The sequence below is a fragment of the Aeromicrobium sp. Root344 genome, from assembly GCF_001425755.1.
In the GTDB taxonomy this organism is placed as follows: domain Bacteria; phylum Actinomycetota; class Actinomycetes; order Propionibacteriales; family Nocardioidaceae; genus Aeromicrobium.
This window is the reverse complement of sequence record NZ_LMDH01000001.1, coordinates 304,983-331,135: the sequence shown is the minus strand read 5'-3', so window position 1 is coordinate 331,135 and position 26,153 is coordinate 304,983. Positions and strand designations below refer to the sequence as shown.

At 68.5% G+C, this 26,153-nt stretch carries 27 protein-coding genes; 12 read left to right on the top strand and 15 right to left on the bottom strand.

All coding sequences use genetic code 11. The features are described from left to right. Positions 1–32: 32 nt before the first annotated feature. Positions 33–848 carry an ABC transporter permease gene (locus ASC61_RS01630; protein ID WP_056208421.1) on the bottom strand — a complete coding sequence of 272 codons (816 nt, stop codon included), beginning with the start codon at positions 846–848 and terminating at the stop codon, positions 33–35. Next, positions 845–1,768, bottom strand: coding sequence for an ABC transporter ATP-binding protein (locus tag ASC61_RS01625; protein ID WP_056208418.1), 924 nt, complete (start codon positions 1,766–1,768; stop codon positions 845–847). Before ASC61_RS01625 ends, ASC61_RS01630 begins: the two co-directional genes overlap by 4 nt. A gap of 158 nt (positions 1,769–1,926) precedes the next feature. Here ASC61_RS01625 and ASC61_RS01620 point away from each other — a divergent pair, with 158 nt between their 5' ends. Then, on the top strand, positions 1,927–2,532 hold the full coding sequence (locus tag ASC61_RS01620) for a glyoxalase (protein ID WP_056208415.1): 606 nt from the start codon (positions 1,927–1,929) through the stop codon (positions 2,530–2,532). 44 nt (positions 2,533–2,576) lie between these two features. Here ASC61_RS01620 and ASC61_RS01615 read toward each other — a convergent pair whose 3' ends face one another. From ASC61_RS01615 to ASC61_RS01595, 5 genes are read right to left on the bottom strand one after another with little or no spacing between them, the layout of a single operon-like run. Continuing rightward, positions 2,577–3,347, bottom strand: coding sequence for an SCO1664 family protein (locus ASC61_RS01615; RefSeq protein ID WP_200935369.1), 771 nt, complete (start codon positions 3,345–3,347; stop codon positions 2,577–2,579). Next, entirely contained in the window at positions 3,344–3,904 is a 561-nt protein-coding gene (locus ASC61_RS01610) for a DUF3090 domain-containing protein (RefSeq protein WP_056208412.1), read from the bottom strand. Before ASC61_RS01610 ends, ASC61_RS01615 begins: the two co-directional genes overlap by 4 nt. 10 nt (positions 3,905–3,914) lie before the next feature. After that, positions 3,915–4,622, bottom strand: coding sequence for a histidine phosphatase family protein (locus tag ASC61_RS01605; protein ID WP_056208410.1), 708 nt, complete (start codon positions 4,620–4,622; stop codon positions 3,915–3,917). Positions 4,623–4,632: 10 nt separating this feature from the next. Further along, on the bottom strand, positions 4,633–5,037 hold the full coding sequence (locus tag ASC61_RS19235; RefSeq protein WP_082530385.1) for a DUF4345 domain-containing protein: 405 nt from the start codon (positions 5,035–5,037) through the stop codon (positions 4,633–4,635). After that, positions 5,037–5,864: an SDR family NAD(P)-dependent oxidoreductase gene (locus ASC61_RS01595; RefSeq protein WP_056208408.1), complete on the bottom strand. Its 828-nt coding sequence runs from the start codon at positions 5,862–5,864 to the stop codon at positions 5,037–5,039. Before ASC61_RS01595 ends, ASC61_RS19235 begins: the two co-directional genes overlap by 1 nt. A 96-nt stretch (positions 5,865–5,960) precedes the next feature. On the opposite strand from ASC61_RS01595, the gene ASC61_RS01590 reads away from it, so the two are divergent. Beyond that, positions 5,961–6,644 (top strand): winged helix-turn-helix transcriptional regulator, encoded by a 684-nt coding sequence (locus ASC61_RS01590; RefSeq protein ID WP_056208405.1) that lies wholly within the window; start codon positions 5,961–5,963, stop codon positions 6,642–6,644. A gap of 6 nt (positions 6,645–6,650) precedes the next feature. Here ASC61_RS01590 and ASC61_RS01585 read toward each other — a convergent pair whose 3' ends face one another. Next, complete coding sequence (locus ASC61_RS01585) at positions 6,651–8,210, bottom strand: aldehyde dehydrogenase (protein WP_056208400.1); 1,560 nt, start codon at positions 8,208–8,210, stop codon at positions 6,651–6,653. A gap of 142 nt (positions 8,211–8,352) precedes the next feature. Between ASC61_RS01585 and ASC61_RS01580 the strand changes: the two genes are divergently transcribed. From ASC61_RS01580 to ASC61_RS01535, 10 genes are all read left to right on the top strand, one after another. After that, positions 8,353–9,912 carry a GMC family oxidoreductase gene (locus tag ASC61_RS01580; protein WP_056208398.1) on the top strand — a complete coding sequence of 520 codons (1,560 nt, stop codon included), beginning with the start codon at positions 8,353–8,355 and terminating at the stop codon, positions 9,910–9,912. A gap of 121 nt (positions 9,913–10,033) precedes the next feature. Continuing rightward, positions 10,034–11,590, top strand: a complete 1,557-nt coding sequence (locus ASC61_RS01575; RefSeq protein ID WP_056208395.1) for a sugar ABC transporter ATP-binding protein — start codon at positions 10,034–10,036, stop codon at positions 11,588–11,590. Next, the gene (locus tag ASC61_RS01570; protein ID WP_056208392.1) at positions 11,587–12,657 is read left to right on the top strand and encodes an ABC transporter permease; all 1,071 of its coding nucleotides are present in this window, start codon (positions 11,587–11,589) and stop codon (positions 12,655–12,657) included. The genes ASC61_RS01575 and ASC61_RS01570 overlap by 4 nt, the downstream gene beginning before the upstream one ends. 68 nt (positions 12,658–12,725) lie before the next feature. Next, positions 12,726–13,865, top strand: coding sequence for a sugar ABC transporter substrate-binding protein (locus ASC61_RS01565; protein WP_056208389.1), 1,140 nt, complete (start codon positions 12,726–12,728; stop codon positions 13,863–13,865). A gap of 88 nt (positions 13,866–13,953) precedes the next feature. After that, a complete protein-coding gene (locus ASC61_RS01560; protein WP_157439337.1) occupies positions 13,954–14,718 on the top strand; it encodes an SDR family NAD(P)-dependent oxidoreductase in 765 nt (254 codons plus the stop codon). A 431-nt stretch (positions 14,719–15,149) separates the two neighbouring features. Then, the gene (locus ASC61_RS01555; RefSeq protein WP_082530382.1) at positions 15,150–15,779 is read left to right on the top strand and encodes a class I SAM-dependent methyltransferase; all 630 of its coding nucleotides are present in this window, start codon (positions 15,150–15,152) and stop codon (positions 15,777–15,779) included. Between the two features lie 230 nt (positions 15,780–16,009). Next, on the top strand, positions 16,010–16,582 hold the full coding sequence (locus tag ASC61_RS01550) for a PadR family transcriptional regulator (protein ID WP_056208383.1): 573 nt from the start codon (positions 16,010–16,012) through the stop codon (positions 16,580–16,582). Positions 16,583–16,674: 92 nt separating this feature from the next. Further along, a complete protein-coding gene (locus ASC61_RS01545; RefSeq protein WP_056208380.1) occupies positions 16,675–17,097 on the top strand; it encodes a DoxX family protein in 423 nt (140 codons plus the stop codon). A gap of 27 nt (positions 17,098–17,124) precedes the next feature. Further along, complete coding sequence (locus ASC61_RS01540; RefSeq protein ID WP_056208378.1) at positions 17,125–17,958, top strand: alpha/beta fold hydrolase; 834 nt, start codon at positions 17,125–17,127, stop codon at positions 17,956–17,958. 582 nt (positions 17,959–18,540) lie between these two features. Further along, entirely contained in the window at positions 18,541–19,788 is a 1,248-nt protein-coding gene (locus ASC61_RS01535) for a CorA family divalent cation transporter (RefSeq protein ID WP_162243626.1), read from the top strand. 127 nt (positions 19,789–19,915) lie between these two features. Here the strand turns inward: ASC61_RS01535 and ASC61_RS01530 are convergent, their stop codons facing one another. From ASC61_RS01530 to ASC61_RS01500, 7 genes are all read right to left on the bottom strand, one after another. Continuing rightward, a complete protein-coding gene (locus tag ASC61_RS01530; RefSeq protein ID WP_200935495.1) occupies positions 19,916–20,383 on the bottom strand; it encodes a GNAT family N-acetyltransferase in 468 nt (155 codons plus the stop codon). A 62-nt stretch (positions 20,384–20,445) separates the two neighbouring features. Further along, positions 20,446–21,480 (bottom strand): MBL fold metallo-hydrolase, encoded by a 1,035-nt coding sequence (locus ASC61_RS01525; RefSeq protein ID WP_235503448.1) that lies wholly within the window; start codon positions 21,478–21,480, stop codon positions 20,446–20,448. After that, positions 21,477–21,800, bottom strand: a complete 324-nt coding sequence (locus ASC61_RS01520; RefSeq protein ID WP_056208370.1) for an EthD family reductase — start codon at positions 21,798–21,800, stop codon at positions 21,477–21,479. Before ASC61_RS01520 ends, ASC61_RS01525 begins: the two co-directional genes overlap by 4 nt. A gap of 23 nt (positions 21,801–21,823) precedes the next feature. After that, positions 21,824–23,320, bottom strand: a complete 1,497-nt coding sequence (locus ASC61_RS01515) for a class I adenylate-forming enzyme family protein (RefSeq protein WP_056208367.1) — start codon at positions 23,318–23,320, stop codon at positions 21,824–21,826. A 67-nt stretch (positions 23,321–23,387) separates the two neighbouring features. After that, positions 23,388–24,155, bottom strand: a complete 768-nt coding sequence (locus ASC61_RS01510) for an SDR family NAD(P)-dependent oxidoreductase (protein WP_082530380.1) — start codon at positions 24,153–24,155, stop codon at positions 23,388–23,390. Between the two features lie 12 nt (positions 24,156–24,167). After that, positions 24,168–24,923, bottom strand: a complete 756-nt coding sequence (locus ASC61_RS01505; protein ID WP_056208364.1) for an SDR family NAD(P)-dependent oxidoreductase — start codon at positions 24,921–24,923, stop codon at positions 24,168–24,170. Next, complete coding sequence (locus tag ASC61_RS01500) at positions 24,920–26,128, bottom strand: acyl-CoA dehydrogenase family protein (protein WP_056208361.1); 1,209 nt, start codon at positions 26,126–26,128, stop codon at positions 24,920–24,922. The genes ASC61_RS01505 and ASC61_RS01500 overlap by 4 nt, the downstream gene beginning before the upstream one ends. Positions 26,129–26,153 lie beyond the last annotated feature (25 nt).

Here is a 26,153-nt window from a genome sequence, read left to right as displayed (position 1 = left end):
CCTGGCTGGTCAGGGGCTCTTCTCGTCGTGGGCTACTTGACCTCGGACCGCATCAACGACCACAGGCCGAACGTCAGGGGCGCGACCAGCCATACGACACCGGTGACGGCGAGGTTGGCCCACTGCTCGCCGTTCAGCGACCCGTTGAACAGGGCGCCTTGGGCGTAGTTGAAGTCGACCCACGGCTGCAGGTTGGCGAACCAGTCCTGGGTCGCGGCCAGGACCTCGGTGATCGCGGTCAGCGCGAACGAGTAGACGAAGTAGGCGACGATCGCCGCGGACGAGCTGCGGATCACGACACCGAGCATGAAGCCGACGAGCATCCCCAGGACCTGGGCGAGGACGATGTTCGCCAGGTCGACGAACCCGGCGTCCCACACCGGGCTGATGCCGAGGATGGCCGAGCCGACAAGGGTGCCGACCACGCCGATCGCCATGGCGAGCAGCATCGACACGACGCTGATGCCGACCGTGACGCCGGCCTTGGCGGCGATGACCTTGCTGCGGTTCGGTACGAGCGTGAACGACGTGAGCCCGCTGCGCTGGCTCCACTCGCTGGTCACCGACAGCACCGCGACCATCGGCAGGATGATCGCCATCGGGAAGCCGATCGCGGTGGCGAACGTGGAATAGGTGAGCTCGGAGTCCGGGGCCCACAGCAGGACGGCGCCGGTGGCCAGCAGGGAGGCGATGCCGATGCTGGCCATCAGCCAGAACCCGGCTCGCGTGTCGAAGCTCTTGCGGAGCTCGACGGAGAGCAGTCGGGTGAACGGGATCGGTGCCGGCTCACGCCGTTCGACCCGGGTGACGGTTGCGGTGCCGGGGGTGTCGGCGGTGATCGTGCTCATGCTGCTGCTCCTTCGATGACGGTCTCGCGCTGGGTGTCTGAGGTGAGCTCGAGGAACATCTCCTCGAGGCCGGCGCCCTCGGCGGGGCGCAGCTCGAGCAGCAGGACGCGTGCCTCGAGTGCGACGCGGCCGACGACGTCGGTGTCGGCCTCGACTCGGAGGACGTCGTCGCCGCCGGTCGCGGCGCTCTTGGTGAACGCCACGCCGCTGACGGTCAACGCGTGCGCGAGTGCCGTGACGTCGGGCGTACGTACGAGGGTGCCCGCGGTGGCGAGCAGGTCGGACTTGGCGCCCTGGGCCACGATGCGGCCGTTGCCGATCACGACGAGGTCGTCGGCGATCACCTCGATCTCGTGCAGCAGGTGGGACGACAGCAGGACGGTCGCGCCCTGGTTGGCGTAGCCGCGCAGCAGGTCGCGCATCCAGCGGATGCCGGCCGGGTCGAGACCGTTGGCCGGCTCGTCGAGGATCAGGACCTCGGGCTGCCCGAGCAGCGCGGTGGCGATGCCGAGGCGCTGGCGCATGCCGAGGGAGTAGTCGCGGACCCGGCGGTCGGCCTCGCTCGACGTGAGGCTGACCAGGTCGATCATCTCGTCGACGCGCGACTTGGGCAGCCCCATCGTGCGCTGTGCGACGGTGAGGATCTCGCGGCCCGTACGGCCGGCGTGCTGGGCCGACGCATCGAGGAGGACGCCGACCTCGAGGCCCGGGTTGGGCAGGTCGCGGAACTGGCGGCCGCAGACCGTGACGCCGCCGGACGTGGCGGGCGTGAGCCCGACCATGACGCGCATCGTGGTGGACTTGCCGGCGCCGTTGGGGCCGAGGAAGCCGGTGACCCGGCCGGGCCGGGCGGTGAACGTGACATCGTCGACGGCCGTGAAGCCGCCGTACGTCTTGGTGAGCGAATCGACTGTGATCATGGGGACAACTGTCGCCGCGAGAGGACCTCCGGCACATCGGGGAAACCGCGAGCCGCAGCCCCCACCCACCCCTGAGCTCACCCTGAGGGTCGCCCTGAGTCGCAGACGATCAGGAATCGAGAAGCGCCCGGCGTACGGACGCACCTAGCGTGAAACGCATGACAACCATCGACAACATCACGCTCGAGGTGGCCGATCCCACGGCCGCCGCCACGTTCTACGACGCCGCCTTCGGGCTCGGCTCCAGGGTGCGCCTCCGCGCCTCGGACGCGCCGACCGACGGGTTCCGGGGATTCACGATGTCCCTGCTGGTGTCCCAGCCCGCGAACTGCAACGCCCTGGTGGATGCCGCCGTCGCGGCTGGCGCCACGGTGCTGAAGCCCGCCGCCAAGTCGTTCTGGGGCTACGGCGGCGTCGTCCAGGCGCCTGACGGCACGATCTGGAAGATCGCGTCGTCGTCCAAGAAGGACACCGGCCCGGCCACGCGGGACATCGACGACGTCGTGCTCCTGCTCGGCGTCGACGACGTCAAGGCGACCAAGCAGTTCTACGTCGACAAGGGCCTGAGCGTCGGCAAGAGCTATGGCAGCAAGTACGTCGAGCTCGAGACCGCCCCCATCAAGCTCGCGCTCTACGGGCGCGCTGCCCTGGCCAAGGACGCCGGCGTGCCGGCTGCCGGCTCAGGATCGCACCGGTTCGCGATCGGCGGCGACGCCGGATCGTTCACCGACCCGGACGGGTTCACCTGGGAAGCGGCTCGCTGATGTGCCACCCGGCACGATCGCGTGCCCTGATCGAGGAGCTCGCGTCAGAACGGGGGCCAGGGGATCGCGGGCATGTCGCCGCGGGGCGCGGGGAACTGGCGCCGGCGGAGCAGGGCGTCGCAGCGGCCGGCGAGCACCGCGACCTCGGTGTCGGTGAGGAGCTCGGCGAGCGTCTCGCCGAGCTCGCCGGTCAGCGCTGAGCGTACGCGCGTGACGCCGTCGAGCTCCTCTGCCGTGAGGTCCTGGCCCAGCCAGCCCCACAGCACCGTGCGCAGCTTGTGGTCGGTGTGGAACGTGAGGCCGTGGTCGACGCCGTGCCGGTGGCCGCCGGCCATCTCGAGGACGTGGCCACCCTTGCGGTCGGCGTTGTTGACGACGATGTCGAACACCGCCATGCGACGCAGCGCGGCGGAGTCCTCGTGGATCAGCGACACCGGCCGGTCGCGCTCGTCGAGCCCGTCGAACACGTGGCACCAGCCCTCGTCGGGCATGCCGTTGGTCGCGACGAGTGTGACGGCCTCTTGGGCCGGGTCGGTGTCCTGCCACAGCTGCACCATCCCGGGGCCGAGCGGGCCGTCGCGAAGCCAGGTCGGCGGCGCGATGTTCCAGCCGAACGCCTCGGAGACCGCGTACGCCGCGACCTCGCGGTGAGCGAGGTTGCCGTCGGGGAAGTCCCACAGCGGCCGCTCGCCAGAGATGGGCTTGTAGACGACGCTGACCTCGCCGATGTGCGCGAGGAACGTGGCGTTCGACGCCGACAGGATCCGGCTCGACAGCTCGAGGTCGCCCTCGACGAGCTCGGCGGCGATCGTCACCGGAACCCGTCGGGCAGCTCGCAGATGTGGTCGTCGGAGTCCATGGGCAGGCGGCACAACGGGCAGATCGGCCGGCCGGCGCCGACGACCTCCCGGGTCCGCTTGGCGAACGCGCGCGCCGTGCCGACCGGAATGCGTACGAGGAACGCTTCCTCGGGCTCGACCTCGATGACCTCGACGTCCTCGAGCTCGTCGACGTCGACCTCGATGATCGGGAATGCCTCGATGACGATCTGCGCCGTCGTGGGGTCCCAGCCGAGGCTCATGACGCCGGCCCTGAACTGCTCCTCGACCGGCTGCTCCAGCGGCTCGTTGTCGACGAGGCCCTCGGGCGTCAGCGCCGGCACGCTGTAGGGGTTGCCGTCCGTCTCCATGAGCTCGTCGAGGACCTCCTCGATGCGTTCGGCGAGGGCCGCGGACTGGTCCTTCTCGAGCGAGACGCTGACCATCCGGGATCCCGTGCGGGCCTGCATGTAGAACGTACGCGACCCGGGTTGGCCGACGGTCCCGATCACGAACCGATCGGGCCAGTCGAATCCGTGGACGATGGGTGGCATGTAGCCAATGTTAGGAGCGAGCCCGAGGTGAGTCCTCAGGGCCTGCTCCGCCACCGACTGCGGCATCGTCCGGGGCCGGCTTCGCGGCGAGCCACGCGAGGTCGCCGCTGTCGGAGTTGACCGTCACCACGTCAGGACGGGCGGTGCCGAAGCGTACGACCGACACTGACGCCGGGTTGACGTTGAGTCGCTGGAACAGGTCGAGGTGCATGCCCAGCGCGTCGGCCAGGATCGACTTGATGATGTCGCCGTGGCTCACCGCTGCCCAGACCGCACCCGGGCCGTACTCGGACTCGATCGCCGCGTCGTGCCGGCGGATCGCGGCGACGGCGCGCGACTGCATCGCTCCGAGCGACTCGCCGCCGGGGAACACCGCGGCCGAGGGCTGGGTCTGCACGACCGACCAGAGGTCTTCCTTGGCCAGCTCCGCCAGCGGCCGGCCCTGCCACTCGCCGTAGTCGCACTCGGTGATCGCGTCGTCGACCGACTCGGTGGGGGAGCCCGCCTGAGCCTTCACGATCGCGTCCGCCGTCTGCCGGCACCGCTCCAACGGGCTGGAGACGACCGCGACCAGCGGCAACGTGCTCAGGCGCTCACCAGTGCGTACGGACTGGTCGACGCCGACCGTGTCGAGCTCGACGCCGGCGGTGCGGCCGGCCAGCACGCCGCTGGCGTTCGCGGTCGTACGCCCGTGCCGCACCAGGATGACTGTGGCCATGCCACCGAGCCTAGGGGGTCGAGCGTGAGGCGACGCGCCGCTGCCAGGCGAGCAGGGCCGGGGGAGCGACCAGCTCGAGGGCGACTGCGACGATCGAGACCGGGTGCGGTCGCCCGCTCTGCCGCCACGACCTGAGCCGCGCGAGACCGCCGACGAACAGCGTCGCGAGCGACCCGGTCAGAGCTGGCGACCGCTCGACCCGGTGCAGCTGCGACCAGACGGTCACGCCCCAGGCGAGCTTGAACACGTTGGCGTAGCGCAATGAGCTGTCCACTGTGGGCGTCACCTCAGGCGAACCACCCGGTACGCCTTGGGCGCCGCGGGTGATCTCGCCGACCGCGCTCACCGTGGGGACCGCCCCCATGACGGCGACGGCCCACTGCAACCGGCGCCGGCTTGCGTCGATGTGGCTCATCAGACCTTGGCCGTGCTCAGTGATGCGAACACGGCGTCGTTGACCGCGGTCGGCGACATGGCGAGGAATCGCTTCTGCACGCGGCTCAGGTTGTCCGTCATGTAGCGGCGCTTCGGGCGCCTCGACGTCAGCGCGCGATCGACGGCGTTGACGACCTTCTTGGGGTCTCCCGCGACCTTCTGGAACAGCGGGATGAGCTTGCGGTTGCCGGCGAGCTGCGAGGCGTACAGCTCGCGGTGGTGCTCCGACAGCTTGGCGGCCATGCGGTCGTGGTCGACGAGGGCGTCGCCCCACATGTCGGTGCGCGTCGGTCCAGGCTCGACGAGAGAGACCGGGATGTGCCATGGCCGCAGCTCGATGCGCAGCGCGTCGGCGAGCGACTCCAGGGCGTACTTGGACGCGCTGTAGGCACCGCTGCCCGGCAGGGTGATCAGGCCGCTGACCGACGACATGAAGACGATCCGCCCGCGGGAGGCACGGATGCGCGGCAGCACGGCCTGCGTCACGCCGATCTGGGCGGTGACGTTGACGTCGAGCTGCCGCGACAGGTCGTCGAGAGACAACGACTCGACCGGGCCGTTCACGATGATCCCGGCGCTGTTGACGACGCCGTTGAGGGTGACCGGGAGGTGCGCGGCCAGGCCGGCGACCGACGCGCGATCGGTGATCTCGAGCGGGACTGCGTGCACCCGGTCGAGGCGATCGAGTCGTTCGAGGTCGGCGTCGGAACGCGCGGTGGCGTAGACGTCCCAACCGCATTCGCTCATGTGCTGGGTGATCGCCAGCCCGATTCCTCGTCCAGCGCCGGTGACCAGTACGGATGGCATCGCCTTGCTCCTCAACTCATGTGCGACCGCCGAATGCGATTACATTTTGTATAGTGACAGGAAGCAAAACGTATGTCAATGAGATATGATCGGACGATGGTGACCAAGACATACGGGCAGATGTGCTCGATCGCCCGCTCCCTCGACGTCCTCGGCGAGCGCTGGAGCATGCTGATCGTCCGCGAGCTGCTGCTCGGGCCCAAGCGGTTCAAGAACCTCCGCGACGCACTGACCGGCGTGGGCAGCAACCGGCTCTCCGACCGGCTCAAGGGTCTCGAGGAGGTCGACGTCGTGCGCCGCACGACGCTCCCGGCGCCGGCCTCGGTCCAGGTCTACGAGCTGACCGAGCGGGGCGAACGGCTGCGCGGACCCATGGTCGCGCTCGGACTGTGGGGGCTCGACCTGCCAGTCGACGAGCGCATCGACCCGCAGACGGCGCGCGCGGACCTCGTCGGGATGGCCCTCGCTGGCACGCAGCAGAAGCTGCTCGATCCGGCGCGCCGCGACGCGTACGAGTTCCACGTCGGCGACGAGGTGTTCCACCTGCGACTGCGCGACGGACGGTTCATCGCGCAGTCAGGGCCTGCGCCGATCGATCCGGTGGTCACCGTCATGAGCGACCTGGAGTCGTTCTACGACGTCGCTCGGCGCGTCCTGACGCCGTCGCAGGCGATCAAGGACGGGCGCGTGACGACCACCGGCGACCGCCGTGCGCTGGTCGAGCTGTTCGACGTGCTGGTCTACGTGCCCGGCGCCCCGTTGCTCACGCCGCTCGCCTAGAGCGGGTCAGGCGATCGTGCCCGGTCCGGTGCCCGCCGGGACGCCGGCCACGACCGAAGCCGGGAGCTCCTGGCTCGGGTCGATCGAGATCGTCCGCGACGTCAGGTACTCCTGCACCGCCGTCACACCGTGCTCGCGGCCGATGCCGGAGTGCTTGAAGCCACCGAACGGCGAGCCGAGGTCGGCCGCCATGGTGTTGACCGAGTACGTCCCGGCGCGCACGCGGCGTGCGACGTCGAAGCCGTGCGCGGTGTCGGCGGTGAAGACCGAGCCGGCGAGGCCGTACTCGCTGTCGTTGGCGATCGAGACGGCATCGTCTTCGCCCTGGTGCGCGATGAGCGACACGACGGGGCCGAAGATCTCCTCGCGCGACGCGGTCATCTGGTTCGTGGCGTCGGTGAGCAGCGTCGGCTCGTAGTACCAGCCGCGGTCGAGGTGTGCGGGCCGGCGGCCGCCGACCTTGACCGTCGCGCCCTCGGCGATCGCACCGGCGACGTACGTCTCGACGCGATCGCGGTGCGCGGCGGTGATGAGCGGGCTGACGACGGTGTCGAGCTCCATGGGGTCACCGACCTTGAGCGACGAGAACGCGTCGGCGAGCGCGTCGGCGTACGCGCCGTACTGCGACGCCGGCACGACGAGGCGGGTCTGGGCGGCGCAGTTCTGTCCGGCGTTCACGCCGACGCTGGAGCCGACGAGGATCGGCAGGACGTCCTCGAGCTTGGCGTCCTCGAGGACGATCGCGGCGGACTTGCCGCCCAGCTCCAGCACGCACGGCTTGATCAGCTCACCGCACATCGCGGCGATCTTGCTGCCGACCGCCGCCGAGCCGGTGAAGCTCACCATGTCGACGCCGGGGTGGGCGACGAGGTACGCCGACTCGTCCGCACGGGCCGCGACGATGTTGACGACGCCGGCGGGCAGGCCGATCTCGCGGCACACCTCGCCGATGACGTAGCTGGCGAGCGGGTTGGGCTCGGTCACCTTGATGACCACGGTGCAGCCGGCGATCAGGGCGGGGGCGACCTTCTGGCCGATCGCGGCGAGTGCGAAGTTGTAGGCCGGGAACGAGGCGACGACGCCGACAGCCTCACGGAGCACGAGGCTCTTGCCGGCCATGGGGATGATGCTGCCGCCCTCGGACTTGCCGGCCAGGGGGGAGAGGTCGCTCACGCGTACCTCCGCCATCTGCAGCGAGCGACCGAGCTCGGCGTTGTAGTTGAAGCTCATGACCGGCGCGACGGCCTGGTAGACCTGCGACAGGAACAGGGTGCAGCCGGATTCCTCGGTGATGAGCTCGGACAGCTCCTTGGTCCGCGACTCGAGCCCGCTCGCGAGCGCCTCGAGATACGTCGCGCGCTCGGCGGGCGTCATACGCGACCACGGACCGGAGTCGAACGCCCGGCGGGCGGCGTCGACGGCGGCGTCGATGTCGGCGCGCGCTGCGGCGGGGACCCGGCCGATCCGCTCCTCGGAGCGAGGGGAGACGACGTCGAGGACGTCGGTGCCCTGGGCCCGGCGCCAGTCGCCGTCGATGAAGAAGGAGTCGTGATCGCGCATGTCCATGGAAACGGCCTAACCAAGATGAGGTGAATTCGGTTTAGAGCACGGTATCTCCATGTGTTGCACGCCACAAGACCCATTGCCGTACTTCCTGAACTGAGTTAGATTCATGGAACAGAACCCGCACGATCACCGAGGATCCGACATGACCACCACCCCCAGCTCCGCCCAACAGGCACCCTCGCGTCGACGCGTCATCGTGGTCGGCGGTGGCTCCGCCGGCTGCGTCATGGCGTCCCGCCTCTCCGAGGATCCCGAGACCGACGTCGTGCTCGTCGAGGCCGGCCCGGACTACGAGGACATCGACGAGCCGGCGGCCGACAACGTACGCAACGCCTGGCTGTTCGGCTTCACGAGCCACGACTGGGGCTACGTCTCCGACGACCACATCCCGGAGTCGTCGAACACGCCGGACTTCGCGATCGTCGAGCAGGGCGTGCTGCCGGTGTTCGCCGGCAAGGTCACCGGCGGCGGGTCGTCGGTCAACGCCACCAACGCGCTGCAGCCGACCAAGCTCGACATGGATCGCTGGGTCGGGCTCGGGGCGACGGACTGGACGTGGGACGAGGTCCTGCCCTATCTGCAGAAGATCGAGAACGACCCGATCGGGGGAGAGCGGCACGGCAGCGAGGGCTACGTGCCGGTGCACCGCTGGACCGCCGACAACGGCCTGCGCCCGTTCATGCAGGCGTTCGTCGACGCGTGTGCTGAGCAGGGGCACCCGGTGACCGCCGACCTCAACGGCGACTCCCAGCGCGGCGCCGGACCTGTGCCGCTCAACCAGCGCGACGGCGTGCGCCAGAGCTCAGCCGTGACCTACCTCAAGGCGGCGCGCGACCGGCCCAACCTGACGATCCTGGACGACGTGCAGGTCGACCGCGTGCTGTTCGACGGCACCCGCGCGACCGGGATCGTGCTGGTCTCGGGCGAGGAGCTCCTCGCCGACGAGGTCGTCCTGTCCGCCGGCAGCATCGGCAGCCCGGCGATCCTCATGCGATCCGGCGTCGGGCCGAAGCCTCTGCTCGACGATCTCGGCATCGAGGTCGTCTCGGAGCTCGACGGCGTCGGCCAGAAGCTCGGCGACCACCCGCTGGTCTACATGACGTACGAGGCGGATGCCGACGCGATCGGCGAGCTGCTGCCACCGCTGCAGACGATGCTGGTCTTCAGCTCGGGCGGACCCGAGTCGGACCTCGAGCCCGACCTGCACGCGATCCCGTTCACGCTCCAGCCGGGACTCATGATCGTCGCGGTGGGTCTCGTACGCCCGTTGTCGATGGGCAGCGTCTCGATCCGGTCGCGCGACCCGCTCGAGAAGCCGCGGATCCTGCTCAACCTGATGCACCACCCCGACGACCTCAAGCGGCTCGTCGCTGGCGTCGCGCACGTCCGTGAGATCGTCGCGTCGCCGAGCCTGGAGAAGTACGTCGGGGCGGAGCTGTGGCCCGGTCCGGACGTCGTCGACCGCGGCGACATCAGCCGCGCCGTGCTCGAGGCCAAGAACACGTACGTCCACATGGTCAGCACCTGCAGCATGGGCGATCCCGGCCTGCCGTGGGCCGTCGTCGGCCAGGACGGAACCGTCCACGGGACGCAGAACCTGCGGGTCGTCGACGCCTCGATCATGCCCGTCATCCCGTCGGTGCCGACCAACTTCACGACCATGATGATCGCCGAGCGGTGCGCCGCCCTGATGCGGCAATGAGCCCGCAGGGCGGCTGAGAACCGCATCGCGCAGGACCCCTTGCCAAGGGTGAGACGCATCTGTACAGTCCCTAACTGAAGTCAGTTCACGTGACCGGAGTCACAGCGAGAGGAGTCAGCGCATGAGCGTTTCGGAGAATGTCGTCGGCGCAGGCGGGACTTCCCTGGCGCCTGCCCAGACCGGCACGGTGCTGCGGGTCGAAGGCCTCTCGAAGACGTTCCCCGGGACCCGCGCGCTGGACGATGTCAGCATCGAGATCGCCCGTGGCGAGATCCATGCGCTGATGGGTCAGAACGGCTCGGGCAAGTCGACGCTGATCAAGCTCCTCGCCGCCTATCACTCCGCCGATGCCGGTGCCACCGCGGAGATGGACGGTGCGGAGTTCGAGATCGGCAAGACCGTCCCGCACGGGCTGCGCTTCGTGCACCAGGACCTCGGCCTGATCCTCGAGCTGAGCGCCCAGGACAACCTGGCCCTGCGCGGCGGCTTCGCCCGCGGCTTCGGCGGGCGGGTGCTCTGGCGCCAGCAGGAGGCCGAGACCCGCCGCATCCTCGCCGCGTTCGACGTCGACCTCGACATCCACCGGCCGCTCGCCGCTGCGACGCCGGTCGAGCGTACGGTCGTCGCCATCGCGGCGGCGTTGCAGGGCTGGGACGGCGACGGCGTGCTCGTGCTCGACGAGCCGACCGCGGTGCTGCCGCACGACGAGGTCCAGCGCCTGTTCGACGTCGTGGCTCAGGTCCGCAAGCGCGGCACCAGCGTCCTCTACGTCTCGCACCGCATGGACGAGATCTTCGCCCTCGCCGACCGGGTCACGGTGCTGCGTGGCGGTCGTCGCGTCGGCACGTACGACATCGACGGGCTCGACAGCCGCAAGCTCGCCACGTTGATGGTCGGCAACGACGTCGACCCGGACTTCCGTGCCGACGTCGTCGCCCGCACCGACACGTCGGTCACGCTCGAGGCACGCGACGTCCACGGCAAGTGGTTGCGCGGCGTCACGCTCGAGGCCCGTGCCGGCGAGATCCTCGGCATCGCCGGTCTCGCCGGCGCCGGCACCCTCGAGCTCCCGTACGTCCTTGCGGGCCAGGGCGGCCCGCTCGCCAGCGGCGAGCTCCGGCTGCCGCAGCGCTCCGAGGAGTGGCACGACGTACGGTCTGCCGGTCAGCTCGGCATCCCCCTCGTGCCGTCCGACCGGCAGACCGAAGGCGTCATCGCCGAGTTCTCGGTCGGCGAGAACCTCTCGTTGTCGTCGCTGCGCGGCCTCGGGCGTACCGGCCACCTCTCCGGTGGCCAGGAACGCCAGCTGGTCGAGCAGTGGAGCGCACGGCTTGGCGTCGTCACCGCCGGGCCCTCGGCACCCATCTCCACCCTGAGCGGCGGCAACCAGCAGAAGGTCGTGCTGGCCCGCTGCCTCGCCATCAGTCCCGACGTGCTCGTGCTGTGCGAGCCGACCGCGGGGGTCGACATCGGCACCCGGGTGGCGATCTATCGCATCATCGCCGACCTCGCCGCGGCCGGCCTGACGGTCATCGTGGCGTCGTCGGACGAGGGCGACCTGCTGGCGCTCTCCACCCGCATCCTCGTGCTCCGGCACGGGGTCGTCGCAGAAGAGCTCGCCACGGACGGGCTCACCAAGAACGAGCTCATCCGAGCGATCGAAGGAGCAGGACAGTGAGCATCAAGGTCGAGGAGAAGACAGTGGCAGCACCGAACGCGACCAAGGCAGAGCCCAGGTCCGGCGGCACCTCGCGATGGGTCAACATGCTGGCCTTCGACAAGGTCGGCGCGATCTACGTCTGGATCGCGATCGTCATCGTGTTCTCGTTCTGGGCGCCCGACACATTCCCGAACATCACGACGGCCAAGCAGATCCTCAACTCGAACGCGATCACGGGTCTCGCCGCGCTCGCCGTCACGATCCCGCTCGCGGCCCGCGTGTTCGACCTGTCGTTCGCGCTCAACATGACGCTGTGCGGCGTCGCGGTTGCGCACTTCGTCGTCGATGGCATCCCTCTGGGCGTCGCCTTGGCGCTCGGTGTGCTGATCGGTCTCGCGGTCGGCCTCATCAACGCCACCGTCGTCGTCGTGATGAAGATCGACTCGTTCATCGCTACGCTCGCCACCGGCTCGTTGATCCAGGCGCTCATCACCCTCGTCACGAACGACACCCCCATCAGCGACGCGAAGCTGTCGGGCGGGTTCTCCAAGATCGGGCAGACGACCGTCGGCGGCATCACGCTGCCGGTGCTCTACTTCGCTCTCGTCGCGGTGGGCATCTGGTATCTCCTCGAGCACACCGCCACGGGTCGCCGCCTGTATGCCACGGGGTTCAACCCCGACGCGGCCCGGCTCGCCGGCGTCAGCGTCGCGCGGCTGCAGTTCATGACGCTCGTGACCTCGGGCGTGCTGTCCGGTGCCACCGGCATCGTGCTGGCGTCGATCCTCGGTGGCGGCTCGCCGACGGCCGGCACGCCGTACCTGCTGCCCGGCTTCGCCGCGGTCTTCCTCGGCGCGACGCAGCTCAAGAACGGTCGCTTCAACGCCGGCGGCACGATCATCGCGGTCCTGCTGCTCGGCACCGGCACCACGGGCCTCGGCCTGGCGAACGCGCCGCAGTGGTCGGGCGCGCTGTTCGTCGGCATCGTCCTGATCGCCGCGCTGATGGTCACCGGACTGCAGCGGCGTACGACCTTGACCGCGCGTGCACCCGCGGTCGACGAGGCCGAGCCCCAGCCGGCCTGATCCCAGACCCGGCCCTGGCCGGTCCACCCAACTCTCGGGGCGTTATGTCCACACAGAAAGTGAGAAAAATGTCCAAGCAACCTGGCAGCTTCCGCGGCCGTGCCAAGGGCGGTGCGCTGGCGATCGTGCTGGCAGCGGTCCTCGTCACAGCGTCCGCGTGCGGCTCAAGCGATTCGTCCGGCTCGTCCTCCAAGGTCGACTCGGCGGGTCTGAAGGCGGCTGAGGCCACCGTGGCCAAGGCGTCCGAGCGACCGACCACGATCCCGGTCACCGACCCGGTCGGCAAGCCGATCCCCAAGGGCAAGAAGCTCACGTTCGTCAGCTGTGGCGTCGAGGCCTGTGCGCTGCAGGGCCCGATCCTCGCGGCCGGCGCCAAGTCGCTCGGCTGGACGGTCGACCAGGTCGCCACCGACGGCTCGGCCGAGAAGGTGCAGGGCGCCATCGACGCGGCGATCCGCAACGGTGCCGACGCCGTCATCCTCAACGCGGCGGACCGCGACGCGTACTCCAAGCAGATCGCCGACGCCAAGAAGGCCGGCGTGCAGTTCGTGACCTGCTGCTCGCTCGCCACCGCCGGAGACGGCCTGCTCTACAACACCGCGACCGACAAGCAGAACGGTCCGATCGGCGACTACCTCGCCGCCCAGGTCGTCACGGACAGCAAGGGCAAGGCGAACGCGCTGTACGTCAACATCTCGGCGTTCCAGATCCTCAAGCAGGTCGGCGACACGTTCGACGCCGGCATGAAGAAGTACTGCTCGAGCTGCTCGGTCGACAACCTCGACATCCCGCTGACGTCGCTGGGCAAGGACGCGCCGGACCGGATCATCTCCTACCTGCGCAGCCACCCCAAGGTCAACTACATCGCGCTCTCGGTGGCAGACGCTCTCGGCACGGGCCTGCCCGCGGCGCTCAAGGCCGCAGGCCTCGGCGACAAGGTCAAGATCGTCGGGCAGGGTGGTGGCACGCAGAACTTCACCGACATGAAGGCGGGCTCGATCGACGCCCTCGTGCCGGCGGACCTGTTCTCGTACGACTACCTGATGCTCGACGCGCTCGCCCGTCACTGGGCCGGCGTGCCGGTCAACGACGCGGGCCCGCCGTACTGGCTGATCACGAAGAGCACCGTCCCGTCGGACACGTCCAAGCCGTTCCCGGTTGTCGAGGACTACCAGGCGCAGTGGGACAAGGTCTGGGGCGTCTCGTAAGCCTCGGCTGAAATCAGCACCCGGCACCGGCGTCTCCCCTCCAGGGCGCCGGTGCCGGCTGCTTTCCATCCGTTCGACAGGAGAATCCATGAGTCAGCTGCCCTCGTACGAGCGCATGGCCGGCCGGTCGGTGCTGATCACCGGTGCGGCGAGCGGGATCGGTGCGGCTGTGGCTGACCTGTTTGTCGCCGAGGGCGCGACGGTCATGCTGACCGACGTCGCCGATGCGGCGGGCTCGGAGTTGGCCTCTCGGCTGGGCGAGCGGGCGACGTATCGCCACCTCGACGTGACGTCTGAGGACGGCTGGGCCTCGGTCGTCGACGAGCTGGGGACGTGGACCACGTTGGTGACGTCGGCGGGAGCGGCGTTGCGTTCGCCGCTGGCCGAGACGTCCGTCGACGAGCTGCGCCGGCTGCTGGACCTCAATGTCATCGGTACATTCCTCGGCGTCCGGGCGGCTGCGCGATCGATGACCGGTCCCGGAGCCTCGATCGTCACGATCGGATCGCTGCGCGGTCTCGAGGCGACGGCTGGGCTCGGCGCCTACGGCGCGTCGAAGGCGGCGGTGACCCTGATGGCCCGCGTGGCGGCGCTCGAGGTCGCCGATCGCGGCATTCGGGTCAACACGATCTGTCCCGGAAGCATCGCGACACCGATCACGGACCGGCCCGACTTCGACGACACCGACTGGTCCGCGTACGTCGCCAGCATCCCGCTCGCCCGGCGAGGGACCGCGGAGGAGGTCGCCAGGGCAGCGCTGTTCCTCGCCTCCGACGACAGCGCGTACGTGACGGGCACCGAGCTCGTCATCGACGGCGGCACCGCAGCTGGCCGGACGACCCCGATTAGTTAGCAGCTCGCCCAACCTGGGATGGTGTCCCATTCCGCCGCGTGCGCACGCCCTGTCGCTCGCTGGATCGCGTGCCGATCGAATCACCTTGTGAGAACTTGGTCTAGTGCCGAAAAGCGAGGACGGCGGTGATCCGACCGGCGAAATTCGCCGTCTGGGGCAAGCGGTTCAACATCGTCGGTGTGAGTCTCGCCGCTTTTCTGGTTGTCGCCGGAGCATCTGCACGCCAGTGGGGGTATCTCGGGCTCGGTCTGCTCTGCGCAGGTGGATATCTCTTCAGCAGACTGATGATGACCCGGCAGTCATCTCGCAAATAGCCGGTCCGTCGTTGCTTCGGCAGGTGCGTCATTCCCCCGCGTTTCAGCAGATCGCCCCATCTGGTCGATTGCCAGAGGCACCTTGTCGCTCGTCATGAGACCCCCCATAATGCGCTGATGGGTCTTGCGCAGCAGTTCGGTCATCCTTCTGGCTTTCTCGGTGCGGTTGTCGGACGCGGTATGGCCAAGGGCAACGCCGAGCTCAGTAGGTGGGTGGCGCAACAGGCGTCGGCACATCATGACAGTGGGGTGGAACGAGTCGCTGAGCTCGGTCCTGGTCCCGGCGTGGGTTTGGAAGCGCTGCTCGCACAGTTCCCCGAAGCACAGGTATGGGGCATCGATGTCTCATCGGTCATGCTGGCGCAATCCAGGAAGCGCAATCGGTTGGCAGTTTCTGCCGGTCGCCTGACGCTACTTGAGGGAGGCGTGTCAGCGCTGCGCGCCGGTGCGCCCGCTGACATCGTGATGGCCAATCACGTGCTCTACTTCTGGCGGGATCCTGTCGCCGAGATGGCACAGATTCGAAGTCTTCTTGGACCACGGGGGCTTCTCGCGATCGGCTATCAGCTCAAGCAGAACATGCCGGCAATGGCTCAGCGACGCTTTCCTCCAGCAGGCCACCAGCTCTACGACACGGATGACGAAGTGACAAAGCTAGCAACCACAGCCGGCTTCGGCTCCGTCAAACAGATCGTCAAAGGTTCGGCCGACGCGCCCGAAGGTCGGGTCATGCTGGCCACAGTCTGAACCCGAGGGCAAGATCGACGTGCGATCGACCCAGCATCATTCCGCCGCGAGTAGTCGGGCACGTCCGGGAGACAGAACGCCATGGCTTTGGAGGTTTCCGCCGGCACCGTTTGTAGGTCAGTGCTGACACCACCCCGGACCAGGAGGGCACCCTAGTGTGGGTGGAGTTGACACCACGCTGGAGGGCACGCAGTGGAGCGAGTCCGAGCAGATTGAGCGGAGGTGGGCGCATGTCGGCGACGAAGCTCCTGGTACTCGGTGTCGTGCACCTTTCCGGCGGCGCGCATGGCTACCAGGTGCGGTCCGAGCTGCAGAGCTGGGGTGTGGAGAGTTGGGCCAAGATCAAGCCCGGCTCGATTTATCACGCGCTGAAGAAGGCGGCGGCTGATGGCCTCCTCACCGAACACGCCGAGCCGGGCAACTCCGGGCCGGAGCGCGTTCTGTATCGCGTGACAGCTCGGGGGCGTGACGAGATCATCGATCTGGTCCGCGACGGTCTGCGGCGCACCCACGACCCGGCCATGCTCAACGCGTCGATCGCCATGTTGCCCATGCTGACCAGGACAGATGCCATCGCGCACGTCAACGAGCGGGTCGCGCGCCTGGAAGCGGAGCTCGTAGTCCAGACCGAGTGGCGGGAGCACCCGAACCCCGACATTCCCGAACACGTCCGCGATCAGGCCGAACTGTGGGCGGGACACGCACGCACCGAACTGGAGTGGGCGAAGAGCCTGAGCGAACGACTGGCTGAGGGCGCCTACACCATGGCCGATGATCCGGGTTCGTGGCGAACGGTCCCCTAATCAACCTTGACTAGACCTTCCTCCTCGTCTACTTTGGCCGAGTAATCAAACTTGACTAGTTGATCGCGCCCGGACACGGCAAGGAGAGCCGAATGAGCACCATCCTCAAGAAAGACTCGGAAACCGTTGCGCACACGCCCGGGCGGGCGAGCAGCATCGGGGTCTGGATTCTGCAAGGCGTGCTGGCGGCGATCATCGCCGGCGGCGGAATCTCGAAGCTCGCCGGCGACCCGGTCATGGTGGACATGTTCGCCGACATCGGGGCTGGCCAGTGGCTCCGGTACCTGGTCGGAGTGCTGGAGGTCGCGGGAGGGGTTGGACTTCTGATCCCGGCTCTGGCGGGCCTGGCCAGTCTCGGGTTGGCGGCATTGCTGACCGGTGCTGTCATCACTGATCAGTTCGTGCTCGAGCAGAGGCCTTGGCTGCCGCTCGCCCTTCTCGTCGTGGCGGCCGTGATCGCAGGGGTGCGGTGGTCGCGTACCGAGGCCGTCGTCGGCACGCTGCTCAGGCGCTGAGACAAACCTCTCGAACGGAGATGTGAGATGACCGAGATGGCCTTTCGCGTGACATCAAACGATGGCACCACCATCGCCTACGACCGGAAGGGAAGCGGTCCGGCTGTCGTCCTGGTAGGCGGCGCACAGGACGACGGAGCCGAGAACGCTCCCTTGATACCTGCTCTCGCCGAGCACTTCACGGTTTACAACTATGCCCGTCGGGGACGCGGCGCGAGCGGCTTCACCGAGCCCTACGCCGTGGAGAGGGAGATCGAGGACCTGGATGCGTTGATCGCGGAGGCGGGCGGCTCGGCACACCTGTTCGGGGCGTCCTCTGGTGGCGCTCTGGCGCTGGAAGCCGCCGCGGCAGGGTCAGCCATCGACACGATCGCCGTGTGGGAGGTGCCCTACGTGGTCGGGGACGACATACGCCCGCGATTCGAGGAGTACGTCGCGGACACCCGACGCGCCTTCGACGCCGGGCGAGACGAGGAGGTTCTCGAACTGTTCATGCGCATGACCGGCGCCTCCGACGACAACATCGCGGCCAGGAAAGCGGCAGGCAAGCAGACGGCGCATTGGGCCGATTCGGTCGCCCTCGCGCCCACGCTGGTCCACGACAGCCTCTTCCTCAACCACTACCGGTTGCCGGCCGATCGACTGGCAACGGTCACCCAACCGGTCCTGGTCACCACCGGAGGGCCGATCACGGTCCCCTACATGGCGGGCCTGCCCTCGGACTTCTTCGACCGCGCAGCCGACGAGCTTGCAGACCTCCTACCCCACGCTCAACGGGAGACCCTCGAGGGGCCGGATCACGTCGTCGACCCACAGATCGTCGGCCCGCTGTTGCTACGGTTCTTCAGCAGCGAACACTGAGGGGCCCGCGCGGTGTTGCGGGAAGACCGATCAGGCACCGCGCACGCAAATCTTCGTCGCGCCAGCGACACCGCAATGCAACGCAACAAAGCTCGCGAATGCGTCATTCCGCCGCGAACTCTCGCTCCGGTTCTAGGATGACCGTCATGAATCGTGTGAGCGATCGGCGACTTCTATCGATGCTCCGGCTCGCATGGTGGGGCGCTGTGGCCCTTGTCGTCGCGCAGGTGGCCCTTTGGCCAGGGATTCTGGATGAGCCTTCAATCCTCATCGGCAGCCGTAAGGGCAACCATCTGGAGCCCCGGTTGATCCCGATTGCACTAGTCGCGTGGCTGTTCGTTGGTCGCCGACTCATCGTGAGGGCGCGGGCATCCTTGAATTGAGGCCCGGTCGCCCCGCTCATTCGCCCCAAAAGGCGTCGTTTTGACACGCGTCATTCCGCCGCGGATGGGCTATCGAGCGAGTCTTGAATGCCGTCCAAAGACAACCGCGCGAACTGTGTTCGTGAATTGACACCAGTGGTCCCGGCACTGGGGCATCATCAAAATGCAATGCCCGGCGAAGCTCATTGAGGTAGACGCGATGCAGGACGACGAACAGATCGACAGAGATCGACAGAAGACAGAAGTCAGCCGACTACCGGGCCGATCGACTGTTGTCGACGACGTACCCGGGGCTGGAACCGAATCGTCGCCTTGGCGAGTGACCTCTTGGGTGGCGGGGCAGCCACATACTTCGGGGACCCTCGATGGAGAACGCCCTTCTGGGACAGCGCTGTGGATCGACTTCGAGTCTTCCTCGACGGCATTGGATGAATGCCTGGCCAAGCTCTCGTCGTCGTGCCCCGGTCTGGATCGCGAGATGCTCGAAGACCTCCTGACACCTGATTCGCTGCCCGGCACAATCGACTACGCGGCGGGAAAAATACGTAAAGTCTCCGCGTTCTCGGTTGAAGCGAGGAGCATCAGTCCTGCCGAGGAGCGAGATGACTTCGAGCCTCCAGGGCGGATCGCTCTGCAACCGGTGGAGATGATCGCCGGCGACGGGTGGCTCATCAGTTGTTGGCATCCCCGATCGATCTACCGCGGCATTCATTTGGAGCGGGAAGAACCGAGCGAAGGTCGCGACGCTCTCATTCGGGCAGTAGAGAGCCGCTGGGCCGCTGATCTCGGGGCGGTCGGGCACACGGCTGCTGACCTTGGCATCCTGGTGATGGAGGAATTGGCTCTCACCTACGCGCCAACCCTCCGGAAGCTCCACGAGTGGCTTGAGCAGTGGGAAATCGGGCTCTACGTTGGTCGGCGCACCGAGCGTCGGCCGCTGGCCGAGCTTTGGGGTTCAACAGCACTGTTCCGCAAGTGGCTCGCCCCACTGAACCCACCAGGCGTTCAGAAGGACATCAGTAAAGCGTGGCTGCTTGGTGCCACCGACCACGCCCTGTGCTCGAGCGTCGATACACGAATCGATCGCGCCCTAGAGCGGGGTCAGGAGCTTGCCGCCACGCTGCGTTCCTCCTTCAACATGTTGCACAGTGAGACCGAGGAGGGGGCGCGAAGGAGGCAGGAACGAGGTCAGCATCAGATTGAGATTCTGGCCGCAGTGTTCCTTGTTCCAACCCTGATCGTCGGATTCTTTGGAGCGAATACTTGGTTGCCCGGACGCTCTGGCAGCGTTGCAGCGTTCGAGATCATGGTCGCCGCTCTGGCCGTGCTAACTCTGGGGGTCGTCGGATTCCTCATCATGTCTAGACGAGTAGACCGGGCGATGGATCGGGAGGCGGAAGCCGAATTGGCGGATATGCGCGCGTTTCTCGGTTATCGCGGCCCGTGATCGGCACGCGTCTCGTACGGCACCCGCAGTCCTGACACGCATCCGAGCCGCGTCATTCCGTCGCGCCAGCCTCTACCTGAATCCATGTTGCTTGCCACGTCTCAACCGCTCGCCGCGATTCGCGGTGCTACGCGAGGATGAGGGATACTTCGTCGATCTCGCCGCCACGCGCTCGGCCCATGCCCCTTCCGTGCCCGGTGATGACGAAGCCGCACTTCTCGAGCACACGGATCGAGCCGGCATTGTCGGCCGCTGCGTGGGCGTGCAAAGGGCGGGTGCTGACGAGGTCGAGGAGCTCCGCGAGAGCGGCGGTCGCAAAGCCACGACCCCAATGGGTTCGGCCGATCCAATAGGTGACCTCGCGCTCGTCCGGCGGCCCATAGACCGCAGCATGACCGACCGGCACTCCGTCGGCGACGACCGTGCGCATGACGACTTCTGGATCGGAACGGACCCTGGCCCAGTACCTGTCGAAGAGCGTTCTGTCGTAGTGGTAGCCCCGGGTGACCGCTGCGACGTACTGAGCGGCCGGATCCGTCAGATGTTCCCAGAACGTGGGCAGGTCACTGTCCACAACTTCGCGAAGCGAGATCATCCCCGCGGTGGCTCCCATGCTTTGTCGGCTGCAACAGTCGCCATCTAGCCTGCCGCACATGATCAGCGGGCGCTGAACACCGCCACAGGTGTCGCGGTTGCGGCAAGGCGGCCGTCTTCGACCATGACGTCGAGGTGGGCGAGGGTCTCGCAGACCGCCATCATCTGGTTGAACGGGTCGAGCTCGGTGAATCGGCGACCGCGACGGGTCCAGAGCAGGCGGTCGGCGACTTCGGCGGCGGTCCCGCTGCCGATCGTACGGACGACGCGTTCCGCCTGGTCGAAACGCTCCGCGTGATGGGCGAGCAGCTCACCGACGCGGTCGTGGACGCTGTCGGCGGGATAGCCGTGCGCCGGCATGAGCCGGGCATCCGGGCGGGTCAGCAGCATGCGGAGCGACGTGAGGTAGTGCCGCAGCGGCAGCTCGCGGGCACCGAGCTCGAAGCCGATTGACGGGGTGATCGTCGGCAGCACGTGGTCGCCGGTGAACAGCAGCTCGTTGGCGTGGTCGTGGAAGACGAGGTGGCCCTTGGTGTGCCCGGGTGTGGGTACGACCTCGAGCTCGCGGCGGCCGAGGTCGAGCGTCCCGGCATCGAGCCAGGAGTCGGGCAGCTCCCAGCCGTCATGGTCGAACGGCTCGGCCGCGGTCACGTCGATCATGTCCGAGGCGAGGGCGGGGGCGCCGGCTCGTTCGAGCTCGCGGATCGAGCCCACGGGCACGTTCGTGCGTATGGCCATGACCTCGTGCAGGCCGGGCTGCTCGTGCCGGCCGAGGTGAACGCGTGCCCCGAACAGCCGGCGCAGCTCGACCGCGAACGTGTAGTGGTCGCGGTGGATGTGCGTGACGTAGACGTCGTGGATGTCGGCGGGGGAGTGCCGGATGCCGGCGAGCGCGACGGTGAGCTCGCGCAGGGCCGACGGGATGCGCCAGCCGCCGTCGATCAGGGCGAGCCCGCGGGCGGTCTCGATGGCATAGACGTTGATCGCCCGCAGCCCGTCGTTGGGCATCGACAGGGGTATGCGGTGCACGCCGGGCGCGACCTCGAAGCAGCCGGGATCGGTCCAGGCCGAGGTCGGTACGCCCGAGGTCGTGGTCACTCGTCGGCCACCATGACCTTCTCCTCGCCCATGATGGCGATCCGGCGGCCGCGCATGTCGCCGACGTCGGCGACGGCGTCGGCCCACTCCTGGCTGGCGAGCGCGGCGTCCATGTCCTCCTTGGAGTCGAAGCTGAGGACCGACAGACCGTCCCAGCCCTCCGACTTCTCGCCCATCGCCTCGAGGATCTCGGTGTGGTGCCAGCGCCGCAGGCCGGGCAGCTTGTACGTGGGGTCGGCGTGGTCGTCGCGCCACCAATTGATGAACTGCTCGTGGGTCCAGTCGCGTGGGCGGGCGGCGAGGACTATGAGGTTGTACATGGATCTCCTTGGTCTGGGGTGGGTCAGCCGGGCGTACGGCTCAGGTCGGTGGCGAGGCGTACGGCGTCGTCGCGCGACAGCTTGCCGACGCGGTTCTGCGGCAGTGCGGCGACGCGATGGACGAACTCGGGCCACTTGAACTTGGCGAAGCCGGCGGCGTCGAGGTGCGCGGTGACGGCGTCGAGGTCGAGCTCGGTGCCGGTCGTCACGATGAGCGCGGCGGCGCGCTCACCGAGCAGCTCGTCGGGCACGGGTACGACGCACACCTGGGCAACGTCGGGCATCTGCGCGATCGCGGCCTCGACCTCGTTGATGTCGATGTTGCGGCCGCCGCGGATGATGATCTGCTTCTCGCGCCCGACGATGTTGAGCGTGCCGTCGGGGTTGATCCGGGCCAGGTCGCCGGTCGGGAAGAACCCGTCGGCCGTCACCGCAGGCGGCTCGGGCGCGCCGTTGCGGGCATAGCCGACGAAGAACGACGGGCCCTGCACCTGCAGCTGACCGACCTCACCGGCGCCGCGTGGCACGCCGTCCTCGCCGACGACGCGGACGGTGGTGCCGGGGAAGGGCCGGCCGTCGCGCCCGAGGCGTACGTCCTCGCTCTCGCCCGGCAGGGGAGTGGTGTGGCCGAGGCACTCCGACATGCCGAAGACGCGCAGGAACTTCGTGCCGAGCGTACGTTCGGCGCGTCCCAGCGCTCCGGAGTCCATGGGGCCGCCGCCAACCGTCATGGCGGTCAACGACGAGAGACTGCCTTCGGCGCCGGGCTGGATCGACAGCTGCAACGCCATCGTCGGTACGAGCATGGTCCACCGCACGTCGTGCTCGGCCAGGACGCGCAGCGCCGCCGAGGGGTCCCAGCCGTCAAGCGTGACCATGGGGGAGCCGAGCATCGCCGGGAGGTACATGCCGAAGCAGAACGCGGCGACCGACGAGAGCGGTACGAGAGCGCCGACCGGGTCGCCAGGCTGGAGGCCGACGGCGTCGATCGTGCACTGGCCGGCGTAGCGCAGCGCGTCCTCGGACTGCACGACGCACTTGGGCCGGCCGGTCGAGCCGGAGGTCATGGCGACGACGACGCCGCCGCGCCAGCGCTCGACGCCGGCGGTGGCCCCTTGCCGGGCCGCGACGGTCCAACCGTCGAGCGCGGTGTCGCGGGCGGAGAAGTGGTCGGCGGGCACGTCCCAGCCGATGACGACAGGCTCGGAGGCGATCACGACGTCGGGCACGAGGTCGCTGCACGCGATCGCGAACTCACCCGGTGTCGCGTGCCGGCTGACGACGGCGATCAGACCGCCACGCATGCCGACGGCGAGCGCCGCAGCGAGCGTGCGCCAGGTGTTGTCGGCCTGCACGAGCACCGTGGGGGCCCCGTCAACGATCGTCTCCAGCACGCCTGCGAGCTCCTCGGCCTGGCGCAGCACCTCGGCCGTCGTGTGCGGACCGGACGCGTCGATGGCGGCGACCGCGTCGGGCGTCGCGGTGGCGCGTGCTGAGAACTCCGCTACCAGCTTCTGCATGGACCTACCTCTTCCGTGCCGGGGCCGGGGACCTCGGCGTGATCAGGACTGAATCGTGCGCTTGCAGTCATCGCGCCGTCCACCCTCCGTCGACGACGAGGGTCTGGCCGGTGACGTACGAGGAGGCGTCGGAGCTCAAGAACAGCAGGGCGCCGTCGACCTCGCCCTCGTGGCCGCCGCGGCCGAGCATCGTGTTGCGCCGCACCCAGCCGGCCGACGCGTCGTTGGTGAACAGGCCGTCGGTCATCTCGGTGTCGAACCAGCCCGGGACGACGGTGTTGACGCGTATGCCGCGGCGTCCCCACTGGCCGGCGAGCTCACGACTGAGCCCGATGACGCCGGACTTCGACGCGGCATAGCCGGCGCCGCCGATCGGCGCGGTCGACACCATCCCGACGACCGACGAGACGTTGATGATGGACGCCTGACCGCCGTCCTTGACGGTCTGCGCCACGGCTACGGCGAGGTGGAACCCGGCCGACAGGTTGAGGTCGAGCAGGGCGGCGAAGTCGGCGGGGGACTCGGTCTCGGCCTCCGGCGGTCCGGCCCGCCCGGCGTTGTTGACCAGCACGTCGACCCTGCCGTGGTCGGCCACGACCCGGTCGACGAGGAGCTGGCGGTCCGCGGCGTCGGTGATGTCGCATCGTACCGGGACGATGCCGTCGTGCTCCTTGGCGAGGATCTCGAGCCGGTCGAGGCGGCGGGCGGCGGCATAGACGGTCGCGCCGGCGCCCGCGAGCGTACGGGCGAAGCCGAGGCCCAGGCCCGACGAGGCGCCCGTCACGATGGCGGTGCGCCCCGAGAGGTCGAACAGCGAGAGGGGGGACGTGGTCACGAGGTGCTCCTCTCAGTAGACGGCCGTACGACCGCCGTCGACGGCGATCACCGACCCCGTCGTGTAGCCGGATCGCGGACCCGCGAGATGGACGACCATGCCGACGATCTCGTCGGGCTGGCCCAGGCGGCCGGCGGGCAGCCCGTCGACGACCAGGCTGATGAACTCGTCGTCCCAGTCGGCGGCCATGTCGGTCTCGAACGCACCGGGCATGACGCAGTTGACCCGCACCGTCGGTGCGTACTCCTGGGCGTACGCCATGGTCAGCGCGTTGAGGCCGATCTTGGAGGCGGAGTACATCGCCTCAGCGGGGCTAGGCCGGACGGCGCCGATGCTCGAGATGTTGACGATCGACCCCCCACCGGCAGCGGCCATGCGGGCGCCGGCGACGGCCATGAGCCGGAACGGGCCCTTGAGGTTGACCTCGATCGTCTTGTCGAACAGGCCCTCCGGCACTTCGAGCAGCGACGGCTTGAGCGGGGCGATGCCGGCGTTGTTGACGACGATGTCGAGGCGTCCGTGCTGCGCGATGATCGCGTCGACGGCGGGCTCGATCGCGTCCCACTGGCCGACGTGCAGGGGGAGCGGCGTCACGATGCTGCCGGTCTCCTCGGCGAGCGCCGCGGCGGTCTGCTCGCACGCCTCGGCCTTGCGGCTCGACACGACGACGGTGGCGCCCTCGAGTGCGAGGCCTCGGGCGATCGCCCGGCCGAGCCCTCGGGTCGCGCCGGTGACGAGGGCAACCTTGCCGTCGAGCTCGCCGGTCATGCGGTCGCCTGGTTCTTGAGCTCGAGGCGGGCGATCGTCCGCAGGTGCACCTCGGTCGGGCCGTCGGCGATCTGCAGCGCGCGGGTGATCGCGAAGAGCCGCGCGAGGACCGTGTCGTCGCTGACCCCGGCCGCCCCGTACGTCTGCACGGCGCGGTTGACGACGGTGTGCGCGGTCTCCATCGCGGCGACCTTGATCGCGGCGACCTCCGACCGTGCGGCGGCGTTGCCGGCGGTGTCCATGAGCCACGACGCCTTGAGGGTCAGCAGGCGGATCTGGTCGATCTCCATGCGGCTGCGCGCGATCCACTCACGTACGACGCCGCGGTCGGCAAGCGGACCGCCGAACGCCTCACGGCTCACCGCCCGCTGGCACATGAGCTGGAGGGCGCGCTCGGCGAACCCGATGGCCCGCATCGCGTAGTGCATGCGCCCGGGCCCGAGCCGGCCCTGCGCGATGGCGAAGCCGCCACCCTCCTCGCCGAGGATGGTGGTGACCGGCACGCGTACGTCGGTGAACTGCACCTCACCGTGGCCGAGCCGGTCGCGGTAGCCGAACATCGGCAGGTCACGCAGGATCTCGATGCCGGGGGTGTCGAGCGGCACGAGCACCATGCTCTGCTGCCGGTACGAGGGCGCGTCGACGTCGGACTTGCCCATGAAGATCACGAGCTTGCAATCAGGGTCGAGGACGCCCGAGGCGTACCACTTGCGGCCGTTGAGCACGTAGTCGTTGCCGTCGCGGCGGATCGTCGAGGTGATGTTGGTGGCGTCGGAGCTCGCGACGTCGGGCTCGGTCATCGCGAACGCGGAGCGGATCTGGCACTCCAGCAGCGGCTTGAGCCACTCGTCCTTCTGCGCGTCCGTGCCGTACATCGCGAGGATCTCCATGTTGCCGGTGTCCGGCGCCGAGCAGTTGATCGCCTCGTTGCCGATGATCGACCGGCCGACGAGCTCGGCGAGCGGCGCGTACTCGAGGTTGGTCAGCCCGGCGCCGAGGTCGTAGTGGGTCATGAAGAGGTTCCACAGGCCCTGCTCGCGGGCGATCGCCTGCAGGTCGCGCATGACCTGCGGCTGCTCGTGCGGGTTGGCGCTGGCCTCGACCTGCGCGTCGTAGACCGCCTCGGCGGGATAGACGTGCTCGGTCATGAACGTGCCGAGCCGCTCGAGCAGCGCCGTGGTGCGGGGTGAGTAGTCGAAGTCCACGAGGAACCCTCTCTGGTGTCCGGGC